The sequence below is a fragment of the Citrobacter sp. RHBSTW-00944 genome, from assembly GCF_013615435.1.
Lineage (GTDB): Bacteria > Pseudomonadota > Gammaproteobacteria > Enterobacterales > Enterobacteriaceae > Citrobacter > Citrobacter braakii.
Map to the genome: position 1 here is coordinate 359,541 of NZ_CP055418.1, position 20,369 is coordinate 379,909.

A 20,369-nucleotide genomic window follows, 5' to 3' on the forward strand; every position below is an offset into this window, starting at 1 on the left:
AATAATGAAAATGAGAATTATGTTAAAAATAATAATCGGAGCAATCTCGCTATGCGCCGTCTCTGCCTGTACAAAATCACCCTCACAGATTATTTATCGCTATGATAATAACCGCTATCTGGAATTGAAAGGCTTCAATTGTGATGGCGCACTTTGGTATCATGACAATAAAAGAAGCATACATAAAGAGATCTATGATGGCATATTTGCTTCCTTCAGAATTTTTACAGGTGAATATATTCATCCTTCCGATAAATATATATTTATTCCTGAGTGGGAGCCGGGGGCATACACAATATCCAAAGACTATGGGCAAACATGGGAGGTGGCATCTTATATTTCCCCATTTCAGGGGCAAGAGAGAAATTCAGAGGGGAATATGGTCGACAGACCGGAGGGAAAAGAAATAAAAAGAGTGGTGGTGGTTAATAATCAGGCATTTATTACCACTTCGCTGAATCATTTGTATATGAGTTCATACCCTTTTGACGATCCGCGTCTAAAACCCGGCGGGCCGGGTATAGATTATAAGTTCTTTGATGACACGTATTATCTCTACAGGCCAGGTAAACATAAATCCAAGGGTAAGTATGTAGACGCTCATATGAGACCTGAATCTCCTGGTGCGGCGTGGGGGACGGTCGTTTTTATGAAAGCTGCTTTAGCCCATTTAACGGAGGGTTACAAGGCAAATTATCAAAACCTGCCCGACAAAGAACCGGAGGTGGTGGGCTATAAGGGATGGACCCAGATGCGCTGTGACCTGGATGCGGGGAAATAATATGAAAGGTGTAATCAGGCTAAATGACCCGCTGGAAAACGGTGGGTATGTGAACAAAGCTTCTGGTAGCAAGTTTATGGGAATTCCTGTCGCTTTAATGGGGGATACTGTTCTTTGTGTTGCGCATAAAGGGACCTTTCCCATACTTGATTTTGAACCAACCTGGACAATGGACGGTAGAGGCGTTGTTGTGGATGGGTGTAGGGCTGCATGCGGTTGTGCAATAAAAACCACACTGCCAATGGCGGGGACAAGCAAATGAGTAAATGGAAGATACCAAACAAGAATCCCTATCAAGACCCAGGAAAATTCCCGCTAAATATTATGCTGGTTATTAGCTGTGCTATATTCTTGTTATGTATGATGTACCATATATTAAACTGGCTTCAGGAAAAGAAAGTTGCTGATAATTTGACATGGAATGCAATAGTAATCCCTTCTCTAATAGTGTTAGTAATCTGGTGTGTGGTGATAATCATTCACGGTATAATATCTTTTCCTTTTTATTATGCGGGTTACCTTGAGCAGTATGGTATGTATAAGTGGAAAAACTGGGCAATACAGGCATTGCCTCTTTTAGACTATTCATCAATTCTCCCGGTGCCTGAACTGGCATTAAAAATTCAGAAACTAGAAGGGGAAGCGCCAGCAGGTTCTGCAACGCCGTTACGAATTGATATCGAAGTTGATTCAATGGATGACGCCAGAGTTGATAAAGTGCTAAGACGGTTGATAGAACCACTCAAGAATTCTCTTGTCAAAGAGTATCGTCCGTTTAATACCTGGTTGTATGTTAAGGGTGCGGATGACACTATCGGCAATAGTTTCAGGGCGGTACTCGCAAGTCTGGGCATCTCCAGCAATAAGGTCGGAGACGTTAATATTCTTCATGATTGTCCGGATTATTCTTTAATCAATGATTGGATTGGCCTAAATATTTCTGAAAACAACTTGGTTATTACAGTTGAATTGCACAATAAAAATAATTCTGATTTTTTCGAAAGTGCTAATGCCTTTATTTTTACCAATACAAAATTGCTTGAAGATAAAGACACGCCTTTATATTTATTGCGTATGATGGACAGTACTCCATATTATCTTGATGAAATTGTAAGTGCATATTTATCTGCTCAACAAGTGGATGTGAGTAAAATTAAAAAGATGTGGTTCAACTCACTGGATAAACAGTCAAAATTAGTAATGTTTAGTGGGGTGGAAAACGCAAAAGTGAACATTTTGGCCGATAGTCGATATGAACTGGAAGCCGTTACTGGGCAAAGCACAGAGGTTCAGCGTTGGGTTGTATTGGCGTTGGCTGCGGATGCTGCAAAATATGGTCAAGGACATCAGTTATTCGCCAGTGCATCCGCAGGCACGATTCAAACCGGAATAATAGCTGCTAAATATCCAGGATGTTGGCCTGCACTTGGTAAGCTCGATTTCGGGAATTATTGGAAAATCATAATTGTTTGCGCAATTATTTTATGGGGTATAGGGTTTGTAAGTCTCGTGCCAACGGAAATGTTCAATAATCATCCCTGGTATACGTTTACTCCTTTAGTTATCGGCATTCTGGTTATTTATACGGCGATTATGATTTATTCTTTGATAGTGAGTCAAAAGATAGAGCGGGAAATGGATATTTATTACTCTCAGTTTTTATGAGGAAAGCGCCCTGATGGGCGCTCATACTTCTTTTACTCTCTTTGCGGCAGGAGAGCATCAGTCGGTTAAGGGGTTATTTCACCGTCCAACCCTTATAGCTGCCGACGTTGTTTTTATCGATCATCGTCACCGGGATCAGTACGGGCTCTTTCGGGGCGGGTTTCCCCTGCAATATGTCATAGCCGATTTCGACCGCTTTGGCAGCCATCACCTGCGGATCTTGTGCAGGCGTCGCCACAAATAGTGAGTTTTCCCGCTTCAACGCTTCTTCAGCGTCTGGCGATCCGTCTACGCCGACAATAAAGAATTCGCTACGTTGTGCCTGTTTTGCCGCCAGATCGGCACCGATCGCCGTAGGATCGTTAATGGCGAATACGCCGTCGATCTTCGGATTCGCCGCCAGCAGCGCGGTCATGATCTCCAGTCCGCCTTCGCGACTGCCTTTAGCGTTTTGGTTATACGACAGCACCTTGATATCCGGGTGGCGTTTAAACTCGGTCTGGCAGCCTTCCACGCGGTTCTGGACGGCGGAAACCGGCGGCCCGTTGATAATGACGACGTTGCCTTTCCCTTTCAGACGGTCGGTAATGTATTTACAGGCCATTTCACCCGCCTGGGTGTTATCGGAGGTAATGGTCGCATCTGCGCCTTCCGCCGCTACGTCAACGGCAACCACCACAATCCCTGCGTCTTTCGCGCGTTTTACCGCTGGGCCGATGCCTTTGGAGTCGGCGGCGTTAAGGATAATCATGTCGACCTTAGCGGCAATAAAGTTGTCGATTTGCGACACCTGTTGTCCCAGATCGTAGCCGCTGGAAACCAGCGTCACTTTAACGCTATCACCCGCCAGTTTGCGTGCTTCCAGCTCCGCGCCTTTGGTGATCTGCACGAAGAACGGGTTGGCCAGATCGCCCACCGTAACGCCGATCGATTTCAGTTCTTTTGCCTGCACAAACGGAGCTGCAGCAAGCAGTGCGCCAGCACAGAGCGCGGTGACTAAGGGCTTCAATCTCATGCTGTATTCCTCGAAGTAAGATGTTGTTGTTATGCACTTTGATGGTGTCGGGTACGGTATTTGTCGATCAGTACCGCTATGATGATCACCGCCCCTTTGATCACCAGTTGCCAGAAATAGGAGACGCCCATCAGCGTCATGCCGTTATTGAGCGTGGCGATAATCAACGCCCCTACCAGCGTGCCGGTGATGGTACCGATCCCCCCAACAAAGCTGGTACCGCCGAGGATCACCGCCGCGATGGCGTCCAGCTCGTAACCCATGCCTAAGTTACCGTTGGCGCTGTATAGCCGTGAGGCGCTCATCACCCCGCCAAGACCTGAGAGCACACCGCTCATGCCGTAGACGAACAGCAGCACCAGCCACACTTTGATACCGGTTAAACGAGCGGCCTGCATATTGCCGCCGACCGCATAAATATGAACGCCGAGTGTGGTGCGCCTAAGAATGAACCAGCACATCACCACCACCGCCAGCGCAATGACCACTAGCCACGGAACCGGACCAAGATAGTTGTTACCGATCCACTCAAAGCTGATATTGGAATTGATCACCGTCGTGCCGTCGGCCAGCAGATAGGCCGCGCCGCGCAGCGCCGTATACGTTCCAAGCGTGACGATAAACGGTGGCAGTCCGGCAAAAGCAACCAGCGCGCCGTTAAACAACCCCAGCACCAGACCGAGCATCAGCGCCGCCGGAATCGACAGCATGGCAAACTCAGGGATCAGCGAAACGACCATAGCCGCGACGGCGGTGGTGCCGAGAATCGAGCCAACCGAGAGGTCGATCCCGCCGGTCAAAATAATGAAGGTCATGCCAGCCGCCAGCACGATGTTGATCGACGCCTGGCGGGTAATATTCAGCAGGTTGCTTTCGGTAAAAAAGTTTGGCGCGATAAAGCCAAACACCGCCACTATCAGGATGAGAATCGGCAAGATGCCGACCGTTTGCATCAGATCGCTCATCAGCAATTTTTTCGCGGAGGCGGATTTCGCCACCTGCTGGGGAGTGGTTGGATTATTCATGGGACACCGCCTGGTGATGGGAGTCGTTCACGCCGGTTGCCAGCGTCATAATATTTTCTTGGGTAATACTTTGCCCGTTCAGCTCACCGGCAATGCTGCCTTCCCGCATGACGTACACGCGATCGCTCATACCGACAACTTCCGGCAATTCGCTGGAGATCATCAGGATCGCCACGCCTTTGCGCGCCATGTCGTTCATGATCCGGTAGATCTCGCTTTTGGCGCCAACGTCTACGCCGCGCGTGGGTTCATCGAGGATCAAAATGCGTGGGCCGATCGCGACCCAGCGTGAAATCAGCAGCTTTTGCTGATTACCGCCGGACAGCCCGCCCGCGCGTACCTGGGCGTGCGGAACGCGGATGTTGAGCAATTGGATGGCGTCATCGGAAATAGCCTGCGCCTTTTTGCGATCGAGCATGCCCCAGTTGGCGTCACGTTCCAGCGTCGCCATGGTGATGTTCTCTGCTGCCGCCAGCTCTAAAAACAATCCCTGCTCTTTGCGGTTTTCCGTCAGAAAGCCAATGCCGTGGTCAATTGCCTCGCGAGGGGAGTGGATCACCACCGGTTCACCGTCTACTTCAATCATGCCGCCGATGGCTTTACGCACGCCAAAAATCAACTGAGCCAGTTCAGAACGCCCGGCGCCGACTAACCCGGCAAGGCCGACGATCTCCCCGGAGCGCACCAGTAAACTGCACGGCTGGACTTTATGGCCGTCGGTCAGGTGGTGGACGTTGAGGCGCGCTTTACCTAAGGGAATATCACGCTCTTTGTTGAACAAATCGCTTAACGGTCGGCCCACCATCATGCGCACCAGCTCAGAGGCGTTGAGTTTGTCGCGGGTCAGGCTGCCAACATATTGCCCGTCGCGCAGGACGCTGACGCGGTCCGAGAGTTCATACACCTCCGCCATGCGGTGGCTAATGTAGATAATCGCCATCCCCTCATCGCGCAGGCGCATGATCAGTTCAAACAAGCGGTGGGTTTCACGTGAGGAGAGGGCGGCAGTGGGTTCATCCATAACCAGAATGCGGCTGTTACGGTGCAGGGCGCGGGCGATTTCCACCTGCTGCTGTTCGGCGATGGTCAACGTCATCACGCGATCGCTGGCCTTAAACTGGGCGCCGAGTCGGTCGATGACTTTCTGCGACTGCATCACCATCTCTTTACGCTGGACCAGACCGCCGCGCGACAGCTCGCTGCCAAGAAAGATATTTTCCGCCACCGTCAGGTTCGGCGCGAGCTGCATCTCCTGGTAAATCAGCGTGATGCCTGCGCTGAGCGCGTCTTTTGGCCCGCGAATGTGAAACGGCTGACCGTCGATCAGGATCTCACCGCTGGTGGCGGTATACGCGCCCGCGAGGATCTTCATCAGGGTGCTTTTCCCCGCGCCGTTCTCACCCATCAGGGCATGAATCTCACCCGGCCAGACCGTTAAATCGACCCCTTTCAGCGCGTAAAATTTACCAAACGCTTTGGCAATGTTGCGCATCTCCAGAACCGGTGTCCTGCTCATAGCGGATCTCCTGTGGGGTGGCCGATATCAGCAGTCCATCACAGGAATGTAAATGCAAAATGTCAGAAGCCGTTCATATTTGTCATATTGCGATTTTTCTTCACGGAGCGTGATATGCCGCAACCAGGACGTCACTTTTTCGCCAGTGCGCGCGGACGATTGCTGTTCTTCAATCTGCTGGTGGTGACGGTCACGCTGATGGTAAGCGGTGTGGCGGTGCTGGGGTTTCAGCATGCCAGTCAAATCCAGGAACAGGTGCAGCAGCAAACCGTTGACGACATGACCGGCAGCATGAACCTGGCGCGGGATACGGCGAACGTGGCGACGGCGGCGGTGCGGCTGTCGCAGGTGGTCGGCGCGCTGGAATACAAAGGTGAAGCGGAGCGGCTGCAGGAGACGCAACGGGCGCTGAAGCATTCGCTGGAACAGTTGGCCACCGCGCCGTTGGCGCAGCAGGAGCCGGCGCTGGTCGAGCGTATTATCCAGCGCAGCCAGGAGCTACAAAGCAGCGTGGAAGGTATGCTGCAGCGCGGGCAACGGCGACATCTGGAACGTAACGCCCTGCTCAGTTCGCTGTATCAGAATCAAAGTTATTTACGTCATCTGCAAAAGCTGACCGGCGCGCAGGATGACGTGCTGCTGGGGCAGATAGACCGCTTAATTGTTGCCGCCATTGAAACACCCACGCCGCGTTCGGTGGTGAAACAACTGGACGGCGTGATGCCCGCGCTGCCTGTGCAAAATAGCAATCCGCTGATTACCAACATCCTCACCGACTTCAACCAGGAGTTGCATAAGCTGGAGCCGCTCTCTTCTGCGCTTGAGCAGAGCGATTTGGCGATCAACTGGTATATGTTTCATATCAAAGCGCTGGTGGCGATCCTCAACAGCGATATCAACCGGTATGCTTCGCAGGTGGCGCTGATCTCCGAACAGCGGGTGGCGCAAAGTCATCAGGAACTGCAATCTGGCGCGTTGTTTATTTTGGTGTTTGCGCTGTTGGCGGTGGTGATCACCGGTTTTGCCGGCTGGTATATCTACCGTAACCTCGGCTCTAACCTGACGGCCATTTCGCGGGCGATGACCCGGCTGGCGCATGGTGAATCGGACGTTAGCGTCCCGGCCCTGCAGCGGCGCGATGAGCTGGGCGAGCTGGCCCGCGCCTTTAGCGTCTTCGCCCGTAATACGGCATCGCTGGAGCACACCACCCGACTGCTAAAAGAAAAAACCAGCCAGATGGAAATCGACCGCACCGAGCGCCAGGGGCTGGAGGAAGCGCTGTTGCACAGTCAGAAACTGAAGGCGGTAGGGCAACTGACGGGCGGATTAGCGCATGATTTCAATAACCTGCTGGCGGTCATTATTGGCAGCCTGGATCTGGTGAACCCAGACTCTCCTGACGCGCCACGGATCAATCGGGCGCTAAAAGCCGCCGAGCGCGGGGCGCTCCTTACCCAGAGGCTGCTGGCCTTTTCGCGCAAACAGTCGTTGCATCCCCATGCGGTGGAGCTGAAAACGCTGCTGGAAAATTTGGGCGAACTGATGCGCCACTCTCTTCCGGCTACGTTGACGCTGGAGATTGAAGCCCAGTCTCCCGCCTGGCCCGCGTGGATTGATGTCAGCCAACTGGAGAACGCCATTATTAATCTGGTGATGAATGCCCGTGACGCCATGGACGGGCAGGCGGGCACGATTAAAATCCGTACCTGGAATCAGCGGGTCACGCGCAGCGATGGGCGTAAGCAGGATATGGTGATGCTGGAAGTTGCCGACCAGGGAAGCGGGATGTCGCAGGAGGTGAAAGCTCAGGTCTTCGAGCCGTTTTTCACCACCAAACAGACCGGCAGCGGCAGCGGGCTGGGGCTGTCTATGGTCTACGGTTTTGTGCGCCAGTCCGGTGGCCGCGTGGAGATTGAAAGCGCCCCTGGGCAGGGAACGACGGTCAGATTGCAGCTTCCTCGCGCGGTTGTGCCGGTGCAGACACCGGTGGAGACAATCGCACAGCACACCCCGACTCGCGGTGAAAAACTGGTGCTGGTTCTCGAAGATGAAGCCGATGTGCGCCAGACGTTATGTGAGCAATTACACCTGCTGGGCTACCTGACGTTAGAGGCCGCCAACGGCGAACAGGCTATGCATATGCTGGCGGCTTCATCCGAGATTGATATTTTTATCAGCGACTTAATGCTGCCCGGCGGTTTAAGCGGTGTGGATGTGATTAATCATGCGCTGGCACATTATCCACAACTGAACATCCTGCTGATTAGCGGCCAGGATTTACGTCCGGCGCATAACCCGGCGCTGCCGGATGTGGCGTTATTGCGTAAGCCCTTCACCCGGGGAGAACTGGCGCAGGCGCTGCGGCATTCGCGTAATTGAGATTCCTCCGCTACCCGCGCAAATACGCTTTGATTACCGTGGGGCGAGTTTCTTGATGAGGCTGGTTTTATGCAACGCTCCGCGACATTCTTACTTTTCACTCTGCTGATGATGACCACCGTATCGGCGCAGGCGGATATTATCGATGACGCCATCGGCAATATTCAGCAGGCGATTAACGATGCCTACAAACCGGACAGCGGGCGGGATTATGACGACTCTCGTGATGAAAGCTGGCAGCGACAGATGAGTGACGATCGTCGCAGGCAGTATGATAATCGCCGCCGCCAGTTTGAAGACCGCCGCCGCCAACTGGATGACCGCCAGCGCCAGCTCGATCAGGAACGGCGTCAGTTAGAAGACGAAGAGCGCAGAATGGAAGAAGATTATGATCGTTAGCGCAATTTTTCGCTGGCAAGGTTATAGGGGGCAGAGACCTGTTAACAAGCCTTTAAGTGCGATGTAAACCTACCTCAGCACAATCTCCATTCCGTCATACCCGGCTTCGAGCCCTGTCGGTAGCGGATTCTCCATCATCCACAAATCAAACTGATGACTGATATGTGTCAGGATCACCCGTGGGCAGCGGATAACCTCGTTCAAGGCGATAACGGTATTTACATCGCTGTGATTGCGCGGCGGCTCGGTGCGCGGGGCGTGGCTGCAGTCGATGATAATCACCTGAGGCTGGTTATTGTGGAGAAACTTCAGCGTCTTGTCGGGAAGTCCGGCGGTATCGGAGAGCCACGCCACGCGGCTGTGCGCGGTCTCCAGCAGATAGCCAAACGTCAGCTTTGAATGGTTGAGCGGGAGTGGCGTCACCTGCAACCCTTGCAGGTTAAACACCACGAATGGCGCGACGGTATGGCTAAAATCGAGGATGCCAGGGTGCTTAAACAGATCGTCGCATCCCTGTTCATCCGGCGGACCGTACACCGGGATAGTCGCCCCCACGCCCCAGCGCAGCGGAAACAGCCCCTGCACGTGATCCATATGGTAGTGGGTGAGCAGAAACTGCTGGAAGCTGCCTGCTGGCCAGTCGTCCATCAGATGCGGGATCCCCGCGTCCAGCAGCGTCACCGCATTGTTAAATTTGACCACCCCGCTACAAGGGCGTCGACGGTATTGCGTCTGTAAGCGTGCTCGTTGGCAGGCCGCACAGTCACAGCCAAATGCTGGCACCAGTTGCGCGCCGCCGGTTCCCGTCAGTGTAATGGTCAGACTCATGGCTCCCCCTACAACGGTTTGGTGAAGCGAAAATGGCTCATGGTATAGCCTTCGCGCTGGTAAAAGCGGTGCGCGTCAAGGCGTTGGGTACTGGTAGAAAGCTCGGTTATTTCTGCGCCCGCTTCGCGCGCGGTGGCTTCGGCCCAGGCCAGTAACTGACTACCCACTTTTAGTCCTCGTGCCTGTGGCATCACCACAAGTTCCTGGATCTCGCCAATCCAGTTGGCGTGGTGCAGATGAAACTGCAGGTGCAGACCGATCAAGCCGACGACCTGTCCGTCGAGCAGCGCCAGCTGGTAGTGCATATTGGGATCTTGCAGATTTGCGGCGTAGCCGGCGCTAAAGGCCTGCAGGTCGAATTGGCCCTGTTTCAACTCACAGATAAGCGCGTAAACCGCATCGGTATCGTATAGCGTGGCGCGGCGTAATTCACAGACAGACATGTTTCTTCTCCTTGCGTCCCATCAGTGTGAGCAGTGTATCGACAGACTGTAGCAAACTTCCATCATTGTTCAGGACGTGGCAGTCATATGGCGTGTAGCGTGCCGCGCGTTCAAGGCGGGCAGCGATTTCCGTTTCGCTCTCCCGTCCACGTGCCTGCAGGCGCTGGCGTAAAATGGCCGGGGAAACCTGTAAGCAAATGGGAAGTAAAGAAGCGCCGTAACGGGCCTGCGCCTGGGGCAGATGCGCGCGCGAGCCGTTGACCACCACATCAAAACCGGCGTGCAGCCAGAGGTCAATCTCTACGCCGACGCCGTAATAGAAGCCGTTGGCGTGCCAGCTCAGCGCCAGCAGGTTCTGCCCGGCGCGGGTAAAAAACTCTGGTTCGCTGAGGGCAATATGGTTTTCATTCCCTGCGTTGGCGGCGCGGGTGATGTAACGGTGCGCCACCAGCAGTTGCGCAGGTTCCTGCTGGCGAAGTTCTGCCAGTAGACTGTCCTTACCGGAGCCGGACGGCCCCATCAGCCAGATCAGTTTCCCCATAGTCAGAATACCCTTTTGCCCTGACGCCAGACGTGGTCGATATGGATGTGATCGCCTTTGCGATGCGCCAGCACCAGATCCGCGCGTTTACCTTCGGCTACAACGCCACGATCGTCGAGATTTAATGCCCGCGCCGGATTGCGGGTCACCAGACGAATGGCCTGCGGCAGCGTAAAGCGGTTGGCGTCATCGTCTGCCACGCGAAATGCCGCATCGAGCAGGCTGGCGGGGTAGTAGTCGGAGGAGAGAATATCCAGCAGCCCCAGCTCAGCCAGCTTATGCGCCGCCACGTTGCCGGAGTGAGAACCGCCGCGCACGATGTTGGGCGCGCCCATCAGTACGTTCATGCCATGCTGGCGCGAGGCCTCTGCGGCGGCAAAAGTAGTAGGAAATTCGGCGATCACGCTGCCAAGTTGATGCGATTCCAGCACATGATCGCAGGTGGCATCGTCATGGCTCGCCAGCGCTATCTGGCGCTCACGACACATCTGAGCAATCGCTGTGCGGTTGGGTTGCGACCAACGTGCAGCCAGAGCTAACTGTTCTTCTTCGTAGCGGACCATTTGCTCGTCGGTAAGTGAATACTTGCCCTGATAATACTCCCGGTACTTCTCGCGATTGGCGAACTGACGCTGGCCGGGGGAGTGGTCCATCAGCGATACCAGCGTCACCGGCTCACGACTGACCAGTTTTTCAAACAGCGGTAGGGTGGTGTGATGCGGCAGCTCGCAGCGCAAATGCAGGCGGTGCTCGGCGCGATTGACCCCGCGCTTTTGCGTCTCTTCCACCGCGTTGATCATCTTCTCCAGATTTTCCAGACGGTCGCCACCGTCGCGCACATCGCCAATCGCCACCGCGTCCAGCACGGTGGTAATGCCGCTGGCGACCATCAGCGCGTCGTGGCTGCTCATCGCCGAGTGGGCGGGCCAGTCTACCTTCGGGCGCGGGGTGAAAAACTTGTCGAGATTGTCGGTATGCAGCTCGATAAGCCCTGGCAGCAGCCAGCCGCCTTCTCCGTCCATCGCTTGGGCCAGTTGGCTCTGACTTTCGGCAAAGGCGCGGATCGTTCCGCCCTCAATTTCCAGCGATCCTTGCACCACTTCATCTTCCAGCACCAGCTTTACATTATTGATAATCATGCTGTTGTTCCCATCAGGTGCAGGCGATCCGCGACGCGGTCGCGCACGGTTTGATCGTGAAAAATGCCGACAATTGCCGCGCCGCGGGCTTTCGCTTCTTCAATCAATGCGACGACGGCGGCGCTGTTTTTGGCGTCCAGCGAGGCGGTGGGCTCATCGAGGAGTAGAATCGGGTAATCGACGATAAACCCTCGGGCGATATTGACGCGCTGCTGTTCGCCCCCGGAAAACGTCGACGGCGCCAGATGCCACAGCCGCTCCGGCACGTTCAGGCGGGTAAGCAGGTTAGCCGCTTTGGCTGCGCACTCCTCGCGCGACACGCCGAGATCCAGCAGCGGCTGCATCACCACATCCAGCGCAGAAATCCTTGGGATCACGCGCAAGAACTGGCTGACCCAGCCGATGGTTGAACGGCGAACTTCCAGCACTTTACGCGCCGGAGCCTGCACCAGATCGACCCATTCGCCGCTGTGGCGGATGTGGATGTGTCCTTCATCCGGCAGGTAGTTGGCGTACAGCGAACGCAGCAATGTGGATTTGCCGCTGCCAGAGTGACCGTGCAGCACCACGCATTCGCCGTTTTTAACTTCCAGCGTGGCGTCTTGCAGCACCGGCAGACGCACGCCGTTTTGCTGATGCAGTACAAAGGTTTTACTGACGTTTTCAACGCGGATCGCGTTCATTTTTAGCCTCTTTAAGCATTTTTGCGTTCGATTGCCTGATGGCGCTTCGCTTATCAGGCCTACAACCGATGCCGATCCGTAGGCCGGGTCGCGAAGCGCCACCCGGCAAGACAAAATCAGTTTTGCAAAACAGATGACACCAGCAACTGGGTATACGGATGATGCGGATCGTCGAGTACGCGGTCGGTTAACCCACTTTCCACCACCTGACCCTGCTTCATCACCAGCAAACGGTCGGCCAGCAGGCGCGCTACGCCCAGATCGTGGGTGACAATAACCACTGCCAGATCCAGTTCCACCACAAGACCGCGCAGCAGGTCCAGCAGTTTGGCCTGTACGGAAACGTCCAGACCGCCGGTGGGCTCGTCCATAAACACCAGTTTGGGATGGGTGACGAGGTTGCGGGCGATCTGCAGTCGCTGCTGCATGCCGCCGGAAAAGGTGGTTGGCAGGTCGTCGATACGCGAGGCCGGGATCTCCACTTCTTCCAGCCAACGCTGCGCGGTGGCACGGATGTCGCCGTAGTGGCGCGCCCCGGTGGCCATCAGGCGTTCGCCGATATTGCCGCCAGCGGAGACCTGACGGCGCAGGCCATCCAGCGGATGCTGATGCACCACGCCCCATTCGGTGCGCAGCAGACGGCGACGGTCGGCCTCGTTCATGCCGTACAGCGAACGGTTCTGATACAAAATCTCACCGCTCTGCGGCGTTAGCCGTGAAGAGATCGATTTCAGCAGCGTGGTTTTGCCTGAACCGGACTCGCCGACGATACCCAGCACTTCGCCAGGCCACAGGTCAAAAGAGACATCGCTGAAGCCCTTGCCCGGCGCGTAGAGATGGGTCAGGTTGTTGACTGAAAGCAGCGGTTGCGTCATTTGCTGAGGGCCTCACTCTGTTGGCGGCAGTAGTCGGTGTCGGAGCAGACAAACATGCGTTTGCCGGTGTCATCGAGCACCACTTCATCGAGATAGCTGTAGGTTGAGCCACAGATGGCGCAAGGCTCATCCCAGCTCTGCACGGTAAACGGGTGATCGTCGAAATCGAGGCTTTCCACACGGGTGTAAGGTGGAACGGCATAGATGCGTTTTTCGCGGCCTGCGCCAAACAGTTGCAGGGCCGGCATCATGTCCATCTTCGGATTGTCGAATTTTGGAATTGGCGACGGGTCCATGACGTAGCGGTCGTTGACCTTCACCGGATAGGCGTAAGTGGTGGCGATATGGCCGAAGCGGGCGATATCTTCATACAGTTTCACCTGCATGATGCCGTACTCTTCCAGCGCGTGCATGGTGCGGGTTTCCGTTTCGCGCGGCTCGATAAAGCGCAACGGCTCGGGGATCGGGACCTGGAAGATAATGATCTGGTCTTCCACCAGCGGCGTTTCCGGGATGCGGTGGCGGGTCTGGATCAGCGTCGCGTCTTCCGTGCGCTCGGTGGTGTTCACCCCGGTCACGCGTTTAAAGAAGTTGCGAATCGACACGGCGTTAGTGGTGTCATCTGCGCCCTGGTCAATTACCTTCAGCACGTCCGGCTCGCCAATCACGCTGGCGGTGAGCTGAATGCCGCCGGTTCCCCAACCGTAGGGCATCGGCATTTCACGTCCGCCAAACGGTACCTGGTAACCGGGGATCGCCACTGCTTTCAGAATTGCGCGGCGGATCATGCGTTTGGTCTGCTCATCAAGATACGCAAAGTTGTAGCCGGAGAGGTTAGTGGTCACGGGTAGCCTCCTGTTGCAGGCGTTTGAGCAGTTCCAGCTCGGCCTGGAAATCGACGTAATGGGGAAGTTTGAGGTGCGAAACAAAACCCGCCGCCTCGACGTTATCCGCATGCGCCAGCACGAACTCTTCGTCCTGCGCCGGTCCCGTGACCGCTTCATCGTATTCGGCTGCCTGTAGGGCGCGGTCCACCAGCGCCATCGCCATCGCTTTACGTTCGCTCATGCCGAACACCAGCCCGTAGCCGCGGGTAAAATGGGGGGATTCGTTTTCTGGCGCGACAAAACCGTTGACCATTTCACATTCGGTCATCAGCAGTTCACCGACGTTCACCGCAAATCCCAGCTCTTCCGGTACGGTTTCCAGTGCCACATAGCCGCTGCGAATTTCGGCGGCAAACGGGTGATTGCGCCCGTAGCCGCGTTGGGTGGAGTAGGCCAACGCCAGCAGATATCCCTCATCGCCGCGCATCAGTTGTTGCAGGCGTGAAGCGCGTGAACAGGGGTAAACCGGTGGCGTGCGGGTAATATCATCCGGCTGAGCGCCGTTATCCTCTTCACGCTTTGCCAGTCCCTGGTTGGCCAGCAGGGAAAAGACGTGCGGAGAGGCGTCCTGCGCGTCGTCTGCGCTGCGCAGGGGTGGCGTTTCGCCATTGGCCAGCAGGGTAAAATCCAGCAGGCGATGGGTGTAGTCATAAGTGGGACCTAACAATTGCCCGCCGGGAATATCCTTGTAGACCGCAGAGATTCGGCGCTCAAGGCGCATTTCTGCACTGTTAACCGGTTCGCTGACCGCCACCTTTGCCAGCGTAGTGCGGTAGGCGCGGAGCAAAAAGATGGCTTCGACGTTATCGCCGCTGGCCTGCTTCAGCGCCAGCGCGGCCAGTTCGCGGTCGGCGATGCCGCCTTCGGTCATCACCCGGTCGACGGCCAGGTTCATCTGTTGTTCGATTTGCGCCACGCTCAGTTCAGCAATGGTCTCATCGCCCCGGCGTCGGTTTTCCTGCAGGGCATGGGCGTTGGCTATCGCCTTTTCGCCCCCTTTGACGGCGACATACATCAGCACACCTCCACATGGGTAGTTCGCGGAATAGCCAGCAGGCGTTCGCCGCAGGTGAGGATCAGGTCGACCCCCAGCGGGAACGGATGCGGGCGTTCGGTGAGTTCGTGAATCAGGCATTCCGGTAGCTGTGGCGCGATCATGCGCTCTTCAGCGATACCGGCGCCGGTCAGACGCAGCATGCGTCCACCGCTTAAGCCAGAGACCTGCACAATCAGCGTGGCGCTGGTTTCTGGCGCGACGGCGGAACCGGCGGAGAGGGCGTTAAGCTGTTCGCTGCTGATGCGTTCGTCGGCGACGGCAAAGGCCGCCAACTGCGGCTGATCCACCAGCGGCGCGTTGGTGTGAAAACGCAGATTCTGCCGGGCGATATCGTTATCCATCGACGGCGCCAGCCAGACCGGCGTGTCGCCATCGACCAGGGTCAGTAGCACGCTGGTGGTTGCCAGGCCCAGTGGCTGCCAGCCGTGTTTCAGTTGATGCAGGGCGACGATCACGCCCGGCTCACTCATGGCCTTCAGCAGGCGACGAAAGCTCTGCTGAGCATCCTGAACGGGTAAATTAAAAGCGGTTTGTAAGGTCATGCGTTATCTCCGCGTACCAGCGTGAAGAAGTCGACCCGGCTGGCGTTGACTTCGGCACGGCGTGCGCTAATCAGCGCATCGCGTTCCGCTTCCAGCGGGGCAATTAAGGTTTCCATTAGGCTCTGGAAATGCGTTTGTTCCTGCAGCAGCGCGTCAATGACCGCGCACTGCTCGGCGTGTTGTTTGTTGCGGCCCAGCAGGTAGCTGTAGCCCAGCGTGCCGCTCTTCAGGCGAACCACTGCGCGGGTAAGCGTGGTATCACCGGCAAAGAAGCGGTTGCCGGTGCCGCCCATGCGAGCCTGGAGCTGCATCAGTCCGCTTTCCGGTGCGCGGATAAGTTCATAGTCTGGCGTCAGTTTGAGCGCGTGGATGCGGGCGTTCAGGGCATCGGCATTGCTGTAAGCCAGCGCGCGCATCCAGCGCTGGCGGGTAGCGGTATCGAAATGCATTCAGTGCTCCATAGTGAATTCGATCATGTCGGCGCGGGTCAGGCTGACGGAGTATTCCGCCGCGTGTTCTTCGCCTTCACGGTGGTTCAGGGTGCGCACGCACAGCAGCGGCGCCATATTGGGGATTTCCAGCACTTTGCTCTCTTTAGCCTGTGCGCGGCGGGCGCTGATGCGCGTTTGTGTGCGCAGGAGCGTCAGACCGGACTGTTCGCGCAGGTAGTCGTGCAGTGAGCCGTTGTTAAAGCCCTGCAGCAGCGGCCATAGCGTGAGGTCGGAAAAATAGTGGTCGATCTGGCACAGTGCGATACCGTTTACCCGGCGCAGGGTGCGCAGATGAATCACGTTATCGCCCTCGTTAATGCTGAGCGCATCGGCAATGTGGCTGGAGGCCGGGCGCAGCACCGCCAGCAGTTTTTCGCTGGTGGGGTGGCTGCCCTGGTCCAGCAGGTTCTGGCTAAAGCGCGCCTGGGCATTAAGCGGGTAATCGAATGGGCGCATCAGCACCAGTACGCCGACGCCCTGGCGACGCTGGACCCAACCACGCTCAACCAACTGGTCAATAGCGCGGCGCAGGGTGTGGCGGTTTACCTCGTAGCGCGCGGCAAGCTGATGCTCGGCGGGCAGATAGTCACCGCAGCGATAATGATGACGAAGCTCCTGCTCAAGTCTCGCGGCAATTTCCTGATAACGCGTTGGATAACTGGTCGGATGTGTAGACAAGTGCATAGCAATCAATGCCTCGCTAATCAGATAAAGTGCTTACGCAAACGCTGGGAAAGGAAATCCAGCAGGCTGACGGTGACGATGATTAACACCATCAAGGCGCAGGTTTGCTGGAACTGAAAGCCGCGAATCGCCTCCCATAAAGTCACGCCAATACCGCCCGCACCCACCATTCCGACCACCGTGGCCGAGCGAACGTTGGATTCAAAGCGATACAGCGAGTAGGAGATAAGCAGCGGCATGACCTGTGGCAGAACCCCGTACAGAATCTCTTCAATTTTGTTGGCCCCGGTGGCGCGAATGCCTTCTACCGGACCCGGCTCAATGGCTTCTACCGCTTCCGAAAGCAGCTTGGAGAGCACCCCGGTGGTGTGGATAAACAGTGCCATTACCCCGGCGAACGGACCTAAACCCACGGCGACCACGAACAGCATGGCAAAGACCATTTCATTGATGGCGCGGCAGGCGTCCATCAGGCGACGCATCGGCTGGTAAATCCACCACGGTACGAGGTTATCGGCGCACATCAGGCCAAAGGGAATCGACAGCACAACGGCGAGGGCGGTACCCCAGACGGCAATTTGCAGGGTGACGGCCATTTCACCGAGATAGTCCTGCCACTGACTGAAGTCTGGCGGAAAGAAGTCGGCAGCGAAGGTCGCCATATTGCCGGAATCCTGGATCAGCGTGAGCGGAGCCATTTCGGCACCTTTCCACGAGACCACCAGCACGGCGAGAAGAATGGCCCAGCTCAGCAGTGAGAACCAGCTACGTTTGGGCGGGGCGACGGTGATGGTTTGCATGTTTAGCTCCGTGCGTAGGTTTATCGCCGGATGGCAGCTCTTGCGCCTTATCCGGCCTACAGAACATCGTCTGCCCGGTAAGCGAAACGCCACCGGGCATCAGGTTTACTGCACCGCTTTAGTCACGCTGGTCATGGCGCCCAGGGCGGCGGTCAAACGGTCAAGGTCGTCGAGCTGCGCTTTCAGCGCCGAGGTTTTGCTGGTTTTCTCTTCCTCGTTCAACCCTTTGTTGCCCTTCACGCCCTGCATCTCTTTAAACAGCGCCAGTTGGCGAATCGGTACCAGTTGCAGGTCGCTGGAGGCACGGAACGGTGCCCATCCCAGGCGTTCCAGGACGGTTTTCTGTTCCGGCGTTTTGCCGTAATTCATAAAGAAGTCGTACACCTTGTCCTTGGTGGTTTCGGAGAGGTTTTTGCGCCAGACGATCGGATCGCCCGGGATCAGCGGTGACTTCCAGATAACCTTCAGCTCTTTCAGTTTTTCCGGCGCGGAGGTTTTCAGCTTGTCGAGGTTTTCGGTGTTGTTGGTGGCGACATCGACCTGTTTGTTGGCGACGGCCAGCGCGTTGGTTTCGTGTCCGGCGTTAACGGTGCGTTTGAAGTCGCTGGCGGAGATGTTGTTTTTGGCGAAGACGTAGTAACCGGGGACGAGGAAGCCTGACGTTGAGTTGGGATCGCCGTTGCCGAATGTCAGATCCTTACGTTTGGCGATCAGATCGTTCAGGTTGTTGATCGGACTGTCTTTGTTAACGATCAACACGCTCCAGTATCCCGGGGAGCCGTCGGCAGCGACGGTTTGGGCAAACACTTGTCCGTTAGCGCGATCCACTGCTTCCATTGCTGAGAGGTTGCCGTACCAGGCGATATCAACTTTGTTAAAACGCATTCCCTGAATGATCCCGGCGTAGTCCGGGGCGAAGAAGGCGTTCACTTTCACGCCCAACGATTTTTCCATGTCCTTCAGGAACGGTTCCCACTGTGGCTTCAGGTTTTGCTGTGATTCGGTCGAAATAATGCCAAAGTTCAGCGCTTTTTCTTGCTCTTCGGCCTGCGCCGGGCTGAACAAGGTGCTGATGCTGAACATGCTGGTAAAGGCCAGCGCGGCAACGGTCTTATAGCTCATGTTGTTTCCTTAATTAGTCTTTGTTCCAGGCTATTTCACTTGCCAGCCTGGCTGCGCCAATAACGCCTGGTTTTTTAGAACTATGCAGCCTGCGCGTTCTGTTCGACGCGGTTCATGCTGCGGTAGAGATGGTCAAAACGATCGTTATCAAAATGCTGGCTGCTGCCATCAAAGAAGACGTTGCCCTGACGAAGCGCGACAATGCGTTCGCAGTAGCGCAGGGCGTAATCCACCTGATGCAGCGTGACGACCACGGTGATGCCGTCGGTCTGGTTAATGTCGCGTAGGGTGTCCATCACGATGCGTGCGGATTCCGGGTCCAGCGAGGCTATCGGCTCGTCGGCAAGGATCACTTTGGCTTGCTGCATCAGCGCGCGGGCAATCGCCACGCGCTGCTGTTGCCCGCCCGAAAGCGTGGAAACGCGCTGGTATGCAAAGTGCGCCATGCCAACGCGGGTCAGCGCCTGTAATGCACGCTGTTTCTGTTCCTGGCTAAACCAGCTAAAACAGGTGCGCCAAAACGGCGTGCTGCCGAGTGCGCCAATCAGGACGTTTTCCAGTACCGTCAGGCGGTTAACCAGATTGAACTGCTGGAAGATGTAGCCGGTGTGGGCGCGGCTTTTGCGGATATCGCGCGCCAGGCGGCCTTCATGTTGAACGGTGCGACCCAGCAGTTCGACGTGGCTACCCGGGGATTTATCACCGACGATCAAACCGCTTAAATGACGTAAAAGGGTGGATTTGCCGGAGCCAGACGGCCCAAGCAGAGCCACCATCTCACCGGAACAGATGTTCAGATCAACCGCATTGAGCGCCTGATGTTGATTGAAGGACTTGGAGAGTTTTTCGACGCGAATAATCGTTTGCATGATGCGGCCTCCCTTAAAAAGTGGCCCCATCGTGGCGGATTAATGTGACGTTTTCGTTAAAGGATGGTTACTTGGTGATGAAGAGTTGAGCGATTTTTGATGACAGTACGGGAGGGCTGGCCTCCCGTTGGATTACTCTGTAGGTTGCTGCTGTTTGACGACGTTGATCATCCACGGTACGCCATACCGATCGCTCACTTTACCGAAACCATGAGCCCAGAAGGTTTCCTGCCAGTCCATTTCGATTTTTCCGTTTGCTGCCAGGTTATCAAACCAGCGTTTGCCTTCGTCGACGTTTTGCGTGTCGAGTACCAGCGTAAAGCCAGAGTAGTGGGCATTTCCGTCGGGGGCGCTATCGCTCATCATGATGTCGCTGCCCGCAACGCGCAGGTTGGCGTGGGCAATGGCGGTATCGGGGAATTTCATGCCTGAAGGGCAACCCTCTTCGCTGTTCTGCGCCGGTTTGGGCATTTCACCGAAGTTGATTTTGTAGAGTAGCTCAGCGCCTAATGTTTTTTGGTAGTAGGCGATAGCATCAGCGCAGTTGCCTGCGAAGGAGATATAGGGACTTAACGGCATAATCTTTACCTCAGGTAAAAGAAACCAGTTAAGTGTAGTTATCGTCTGC

23 protein-coding genes are annotated in these 20,369 nt (G+C 55.7%); 5 read left to right on the plus strand and 18 right to left on the minus strand.

Annotated features, from left to right (window positions below; genetic code table 11):
• The first annotated feature begins 4 nt into the window (after positions 1 to 4).
• Genes HV334_RS01675 through HV334_RS01685 form a run of 3 tightly spaced genes read left to right on the plus strand, consistent with a single transcriptional unit; the run spans position 5 to position 2,446 of the window.
• Positions 5 to 781: a hypothetical protein gene (locus HV334_RS01675; protein ID WP_181221096.1), complete on the plus strand. Its 777-nt coding sequence runs from the start codon at positions 5 to 7 to the stop codon at positions 779 to 781.
• Position 782: 1 nt separating this feature from the next.
• Complete coding sequence (locus HV334_RS01680; protein ID WP_016155465.1) at positions 783 to 1,043, plus strand: PAAR domain-containing protein; 261 nt, start codon at positions 783 to 785, stop codon at positions 1,041 to 1,043.
• Positions 1,040 to 2,446: a hypothetical protein gene (locus HV334_RS01685; protein ID WP_181221098.1), complete on the plus strand. Its 1,407-nt coding sequence runs from the start codon at positions 1,040 to 1,042 to the stop codon at positions 2,444 to 2,446. The genes HV334_RS01680 and HV334_RS01685 overlap by 4 nt, the downstream gene beginning before the upstream one ends.
• A gap of 73 nt (positions 2,447 to 2,519) precedes the next feature.
• Here the strand turns inward: HV334_RS01685 and HV334_RS01690 are convergent, their stop codons facing one another.
• The 3 genes from HV334_RS01690 to HV334_RS01700 are packed head-to-tail and all read right to left on the minus strand — an operon-like array spanning position 2,520 to position 6,002.
• The gene (locus tag HV334_RS01690) at positions 2,520 to 3,461 is read right to left on the minus strand and encodes an ABC transporter substrate-binding protein (protein WP_019077849.1); all 942 of its coding nucleotides are present in this window, start codon (positions 3,459 to 3,461) and stop codon (positions 2,520 to 2,522) included.
• 29 nt (positions 3,462 to 3,490) lie between these two features.
• On the minus strand, positions 3,491 to 4,486 hold the full coding sequence (locus HV334_RS01695) for a hypothetical protein (RefSeq protein ID WP_016155386.1): 996 nt from the start codon (positions 4,484 to 4,486) through the stop codon (positions 3,491 to 3,493).
• Positions 4,479 to 6,002: a sugar ABC transporter ATP-binding protein gene (locus HV334_RS01700; protein ID WP_016155468.1), complete on the minus strand. Its 1,524-nt coding sequence runs from the start codon at positions 6,000 to 6,002 to the stop codon at positions 4,479 to 4,481. The genes HV334_RS01695 and HV334_RS01700 overlap by 8 nt, the downstream gene beginning before the upstream one ends.
• Positions 6,003 to 6,116: 114 nt before the next feature.
• On the opposite strand from HV334_RS01700, the gene HV334_RS01705 reads away from it, so the two are divergent.
• Both HV334_RS01705 and yjdP read left to right on the plus strand, forming a co-directional pair.
• Positions 6,117 to 8,381, plus strand: a complete 2,265-nt coding sequence (locus HV334_RS01705; protein WP_181221099.1) for a hybrid sensor histidine kinase/response regulator — start codon at positions 6,117 to 6,119, stop codon at positions 8,379 to 8,381.
• 69 nt (positions 8,382 to 8,450) lie between these two features.
• Positions 8,451 to 8,780, plus strand: a complete 330-nt coding sequence (gene yjdP, locus HV334_RS01710; RefSeq protein WP_016155470.1) for a DDRRRQL repeat protein YjdP — start codon at positions 8,451 to 8,453, stop codon at positions 8,778 to 8,780.
• 69 nt (positions 8,781 to 8,849) lie between these two features.
• Here yjdP and phnP read toward each other — a convergent pair whose 3' ends face one another.
• From phnP to yjdN, 15 genes are all read right to left on the minus strand, one after another.
• Positions 8,850 to 9,608, minus strand: coding sequence for a phosphonate metabolism protein PhnP (phnP, locus tag HV334_RS01715; protein ID WP_181221101.1), 759 nt, complete (start codon positions 9,606 to 9,608; stop codon positions 8,850 to 8,852).
• An 8-nt stretch (positions 9,609 to 9,616) separates the two neighbouring features.
• Positions 9,617 to 10,051, minus strand: a complete 435-nt coding sequence (phnO, locus tag HV334_RS01720; protein WP_046274567.1) for an aminoalkylphosphonate N-acetyltransferase — start codon at positions 10,049 to 10,051, stop codon at positions 9,617 to 9,619.
• Positions 10,038 to 10,592, minus strand: coding sequence for a ribose 1,5-bisphosphokinase (gene phnN, locus HV334_RS01725; RefSeq protein WP_016155392.1), 555 nt, complete (start codon positions 10,590 to 10,592; stop codon positions 10,038 to 10,040). The genes phnO and phnN overlap by 14 nt, the downstream gene beginning before the upstream one ends.
• Positions 10,593 to 10,594: 2 nt before the next feature.
• On the minus strand, positions 10,595 to 11,731 hold the full coding sequence (gene phnM, locus HV334_RS01730) for an alpha-D-ribose 1-methylphosphonate 5-triphosphate diphosphatase (protein ID WP_103767212.1): 1,137 nt from the start codon (positions 11,729 to 11,731) through the stop codon (positions 10,595 to 10,597).
• Positions 11,728 to 12,414 carry a phosphonate C-P lyase system protein PhnL gene (phnL, locus tag HV334_RS01735; protein ID WP_047499592.1) on the minus strand — a complete coding sequence of 229 codons (687 nt, stop codon included), beginning with the start codon at positions 12,412 to 12,414 and terminating at the stop codon, positions 11,728 to 11,730. Before phnL ends, phnM begins: the two co-directional genes overlap by 4 nt.
• A 116-nt stretch (positions 12,415 to 12,530) precedes the next feature.
• The gene (phnK, locus tag HV334_RS01740) at positions 12,531 to 13,289 is read right to left on the minus strand and encodes a phosphonate C-P lyase system protein PhnK (protein WP_003844769.1); all 759 of its coding nucleotides are present in this window, start codon (positions 13,287 to 13,289) and stop codon (positions 12,531 to 12,533) included.
• Positions 13,286 to 14,077, minus strand: coding sequence for an alpha-D-ribose 1-methylphosphonate 5-phosphate C-P-lyase PhnJ (gene phnJ / locus HV334_RS01745; protein ID WP_232079158.1), 792 nt, complete (start codon positions 14,075 to 14,077; stop codon positions 13,286 to 13,288). The genes phnK and phnJ overlap by 4 nt, the downstream gene beginning before the upstream one ends.
• Before the next feature lie 46 nt (positions 14,078 to 14,123).
• On the minus strand, positions 14,124 to 15,191 hold the full coding sequence (locus HV334_RS01750; RefSeq protein ID WP_016155475.1) for a carbon-phosphorus lyase complex subunit PhnI: 1,068 nt from the start codon (positions 15,189 to 15,191) through the stop codon (positions 14,124 to 14,126).
• A complete protein-coding gene (phnH, locus tag HV334_RS01755) occupies positions 15,191 to 15,775 on the minus strand; it encodes a phosphonate C-P lyase system protein PhnH (RefSeq protein WP_003031824.1) in 585 nt (194 codons plus the stop codon). The genes HV334_RS01750 and phnH overlap by 1 nt, the downstream gene beginning before the upstream one ends.
• Positions 15,772 to 16,224: a phosphonate C-P lyase system protein PhnG gene (phnG, locus tag HV334_RS01760; protein WP_019077841.1), complete on the minus strand. Its 453-nt coding sequence runs from the start codon at positions 16,222 to 16,224 to the stop codon at positions 15,772 to 15,774. The genes phnH and phnG overlap by 4 nt, the downstream gene beginning before the upstream one ends.
• Entirely contained in the window at positions 16,225 to 16,950 is a 726-nt protein-coding gene (gene phnF / locus HV334_RS01765) for a phosphonate metabolism transcriptional regulator PhnF (RefSeq protein ID WP_016155477.1), read from the minus strand.
• Positions 16,951 to 16,970: 20 nt separating this feature from the next.
• Positions 16,971 to 17,750 carry a phosphonate ABC transporter, permease protein PhnE gene (gene phnE / locus HV334_RS01770; protein WP_016155398.1) on the minus strand — a complete coding sequence of 260 codons (780 nt, stop codon included), beginning with the start codon at positions 17,748 to 17,750 and terminating at the stop codon, positions 16,971 to 16,973.
• 105 nt (positions 17,751 to 17,855) lie between these two features.
• Positions 17,856 to 18,872, minus strand: coding sequence for a phosphonate ABC transporter substrate-binding protein (gene phnD, locus HV334_RS01775; protein WP_016155399.1), 1,017 nt, complete (start codon positions 18,870 to 18,872; stop codon positions 17,856 to 17,858).
• Positions 18,873 to 18,952: 80 nt separating this feature from the next.
• Positions 18,953 to 19,741 (minus strand): phosphonate ABC transporter ATP-binding protein, encoded by a 789-nt coding sequence (phnC, locus tag HV334_RS01780; protein WP_016155400.1) that lies wholly within the window; start codon positions 19,739 to 19,741, stop codon positions 18,953 to 18,955.
• Between the two features lie 132 nt (positions 19,742 to 19,873).
• Positions 19,874 to 20,320 carry a VOC family metalloprotein YjdN gene (yjdN, locus tag HV334_RS01785; RefSeq protein ID WP_016155401.1) on the minus strand — a complete coding sequence of 149 codons (447 nt, stop codon included), beginning with the start codon at positions 20,318 to 20,320 and terminating at the stop codon, positions 19,874 to 19,876.
• Positions 20,321 to 20,369: the final 49 nt, after the last annotated feature.

Coding starts and splice junctions, on each gene's coding strand:
- yjdP (WP_016155470.1), top strand. CDS start 8,451: ATGCAACGCTCCGCGACATTCTTACTTTTCACTCTGCTGATGATGACC.
- HV334_RS01690 (WP_019077849.1), bottom strand. CDS start 3,461: ATGAGATTGAAGCCCTTAGTCACCGCGCTCTGTGCTGGCGCACTGCTT.
- HV334_RS01750 (WP_016155475.1), bottom strand. CDS start 15,191: ATGTATGTCGCCGTCAAAGGGGGCGAAAAGGCGATAGCCAACGCCCAT.
- phnH (WP_003031824.1), bottom strand. CDS start 15,775: ATGACCTTACAAACCGCTTTTAATTTACCCGTTCAGGATGCTCAGCAG.
- phnM (WP_103767212.1), bottom strand. CDS start 11,731: ATGATTATCAATAATGTAAAGCTGGTGCTGGAAGATGAAGTGGTGCAA.
- phnP (WP_181221101.1), bottom strand. CDS start 9,608: ATGAGTCTGACCATTACACTGACGGGAACCGGCGGCGCGCAACTGGTG.
- HV334_RS01695 (WP_016155386.1), bottom strand. CDS start 4,486: ATGAATAATCCAACCACTCCCCAGCAGGTGGCGAAATCCGCCTCCGCG.
- phnK (WP_003844769.1), bottom strand. CDS start 13,289: ATGACGCAACCGCTGCTTTCAGTCAACAACCTGACCCATCTCTACGCG.
- HV334_RS01705 (WP_181221099.1), top strand. CDS start 6,117: ATGCCGCAACCAGGACGTCACTTTTTCGCCAGTGCGCGCGGACGATTG.
- phnD (WP_016155399.1), bottom strand. CDS start 18,872: ATGAGCTATAAGACCGTTGCCGCGCTGGCCTTTACCAGCATGTTCAGC.
- phnO (WP_046274567.1), bottom strand. CDS start 10,051: ATGTCTGTCTGTGAATTACGCCGCGCCACGCTATACGATACCGATGCG.
- yjdN (WP_016155401.1), bottom strand. CDS start 20,320: ATGCCGTTAAGTCCCTATATCTCCTTCGCAGGCAACTGCGCTGATGCT.
- HV334_RS01685 (WP_181221098.1), top strand. CDS start 1,040: ATGAGTAAATGGAAGATACCAAACAAGAATCCCTATCAAGACCCAGGA.
- phnC (WP_016155400.1), bottom strand. CDS start 19,741: ATGCAAACGATTATTCGCGTCGAAAAACTCTCCAAGTCCTTCAATCAA.
- phnG (WP_019077841.1), bottom strand. CDS start 16,224: ATGCATTTCGATACCGCTACCCGCCAGCGCTGGATGCGCGCGCTGGCT.
- phnJ (WP_232079158.1), bottom strand. CDS start 14,077: ATGATCCGCCGCGCAATTCTGAAAGCAGTGGCGATCCCCGGTTACCAG.
- phnE (WP_016155398.1), bottom strand. CDS start 17,750: ATGCAAACCATCACCGTCGCCCCGCCCAAACGTAGCTGGTTCTCACTG.
- HV334_RS01675 (WP_181221096.1), top strand. CDS start 5: ATGAAAATGAGAATTATGTTAAAAATAATAATCGGAGCAATCTCGCTA.
- phnN (WP_016155392.1), bottom strand. CDS start 10,592: ATGGGGAAACTGATCTGGCTGATGGGGCCGTCCGGCTCCGGTAAGGAC.
- phnL (WP_047499592.1), bottom strand. CDS start 12,414: ATGAACGCGATCCGCGTTGAAAACGTCAGTAAAACCTTTGTACTGCAT.
- HV334_RS01700 (WP_016155468.1), bottom strand. CDS start 6,002: ATGAGCAGGACACCGGTTCTGGAGATGCGCAACATTGCCAAAGCGTTT.
- HV334_RS01680 (WP_016155465.1), top strand. CDS start 783: ATGAAAGGTGTAATCAGGCTAAATGACCCGCTGGAAAACGGTGGGTAT.
- phnF (WP_016155477.1), bottom strand. CDS start 16,950: ATGCACTTGTCTACACATCCGACCAGTTATCCAACGCGTTATCAGGAA.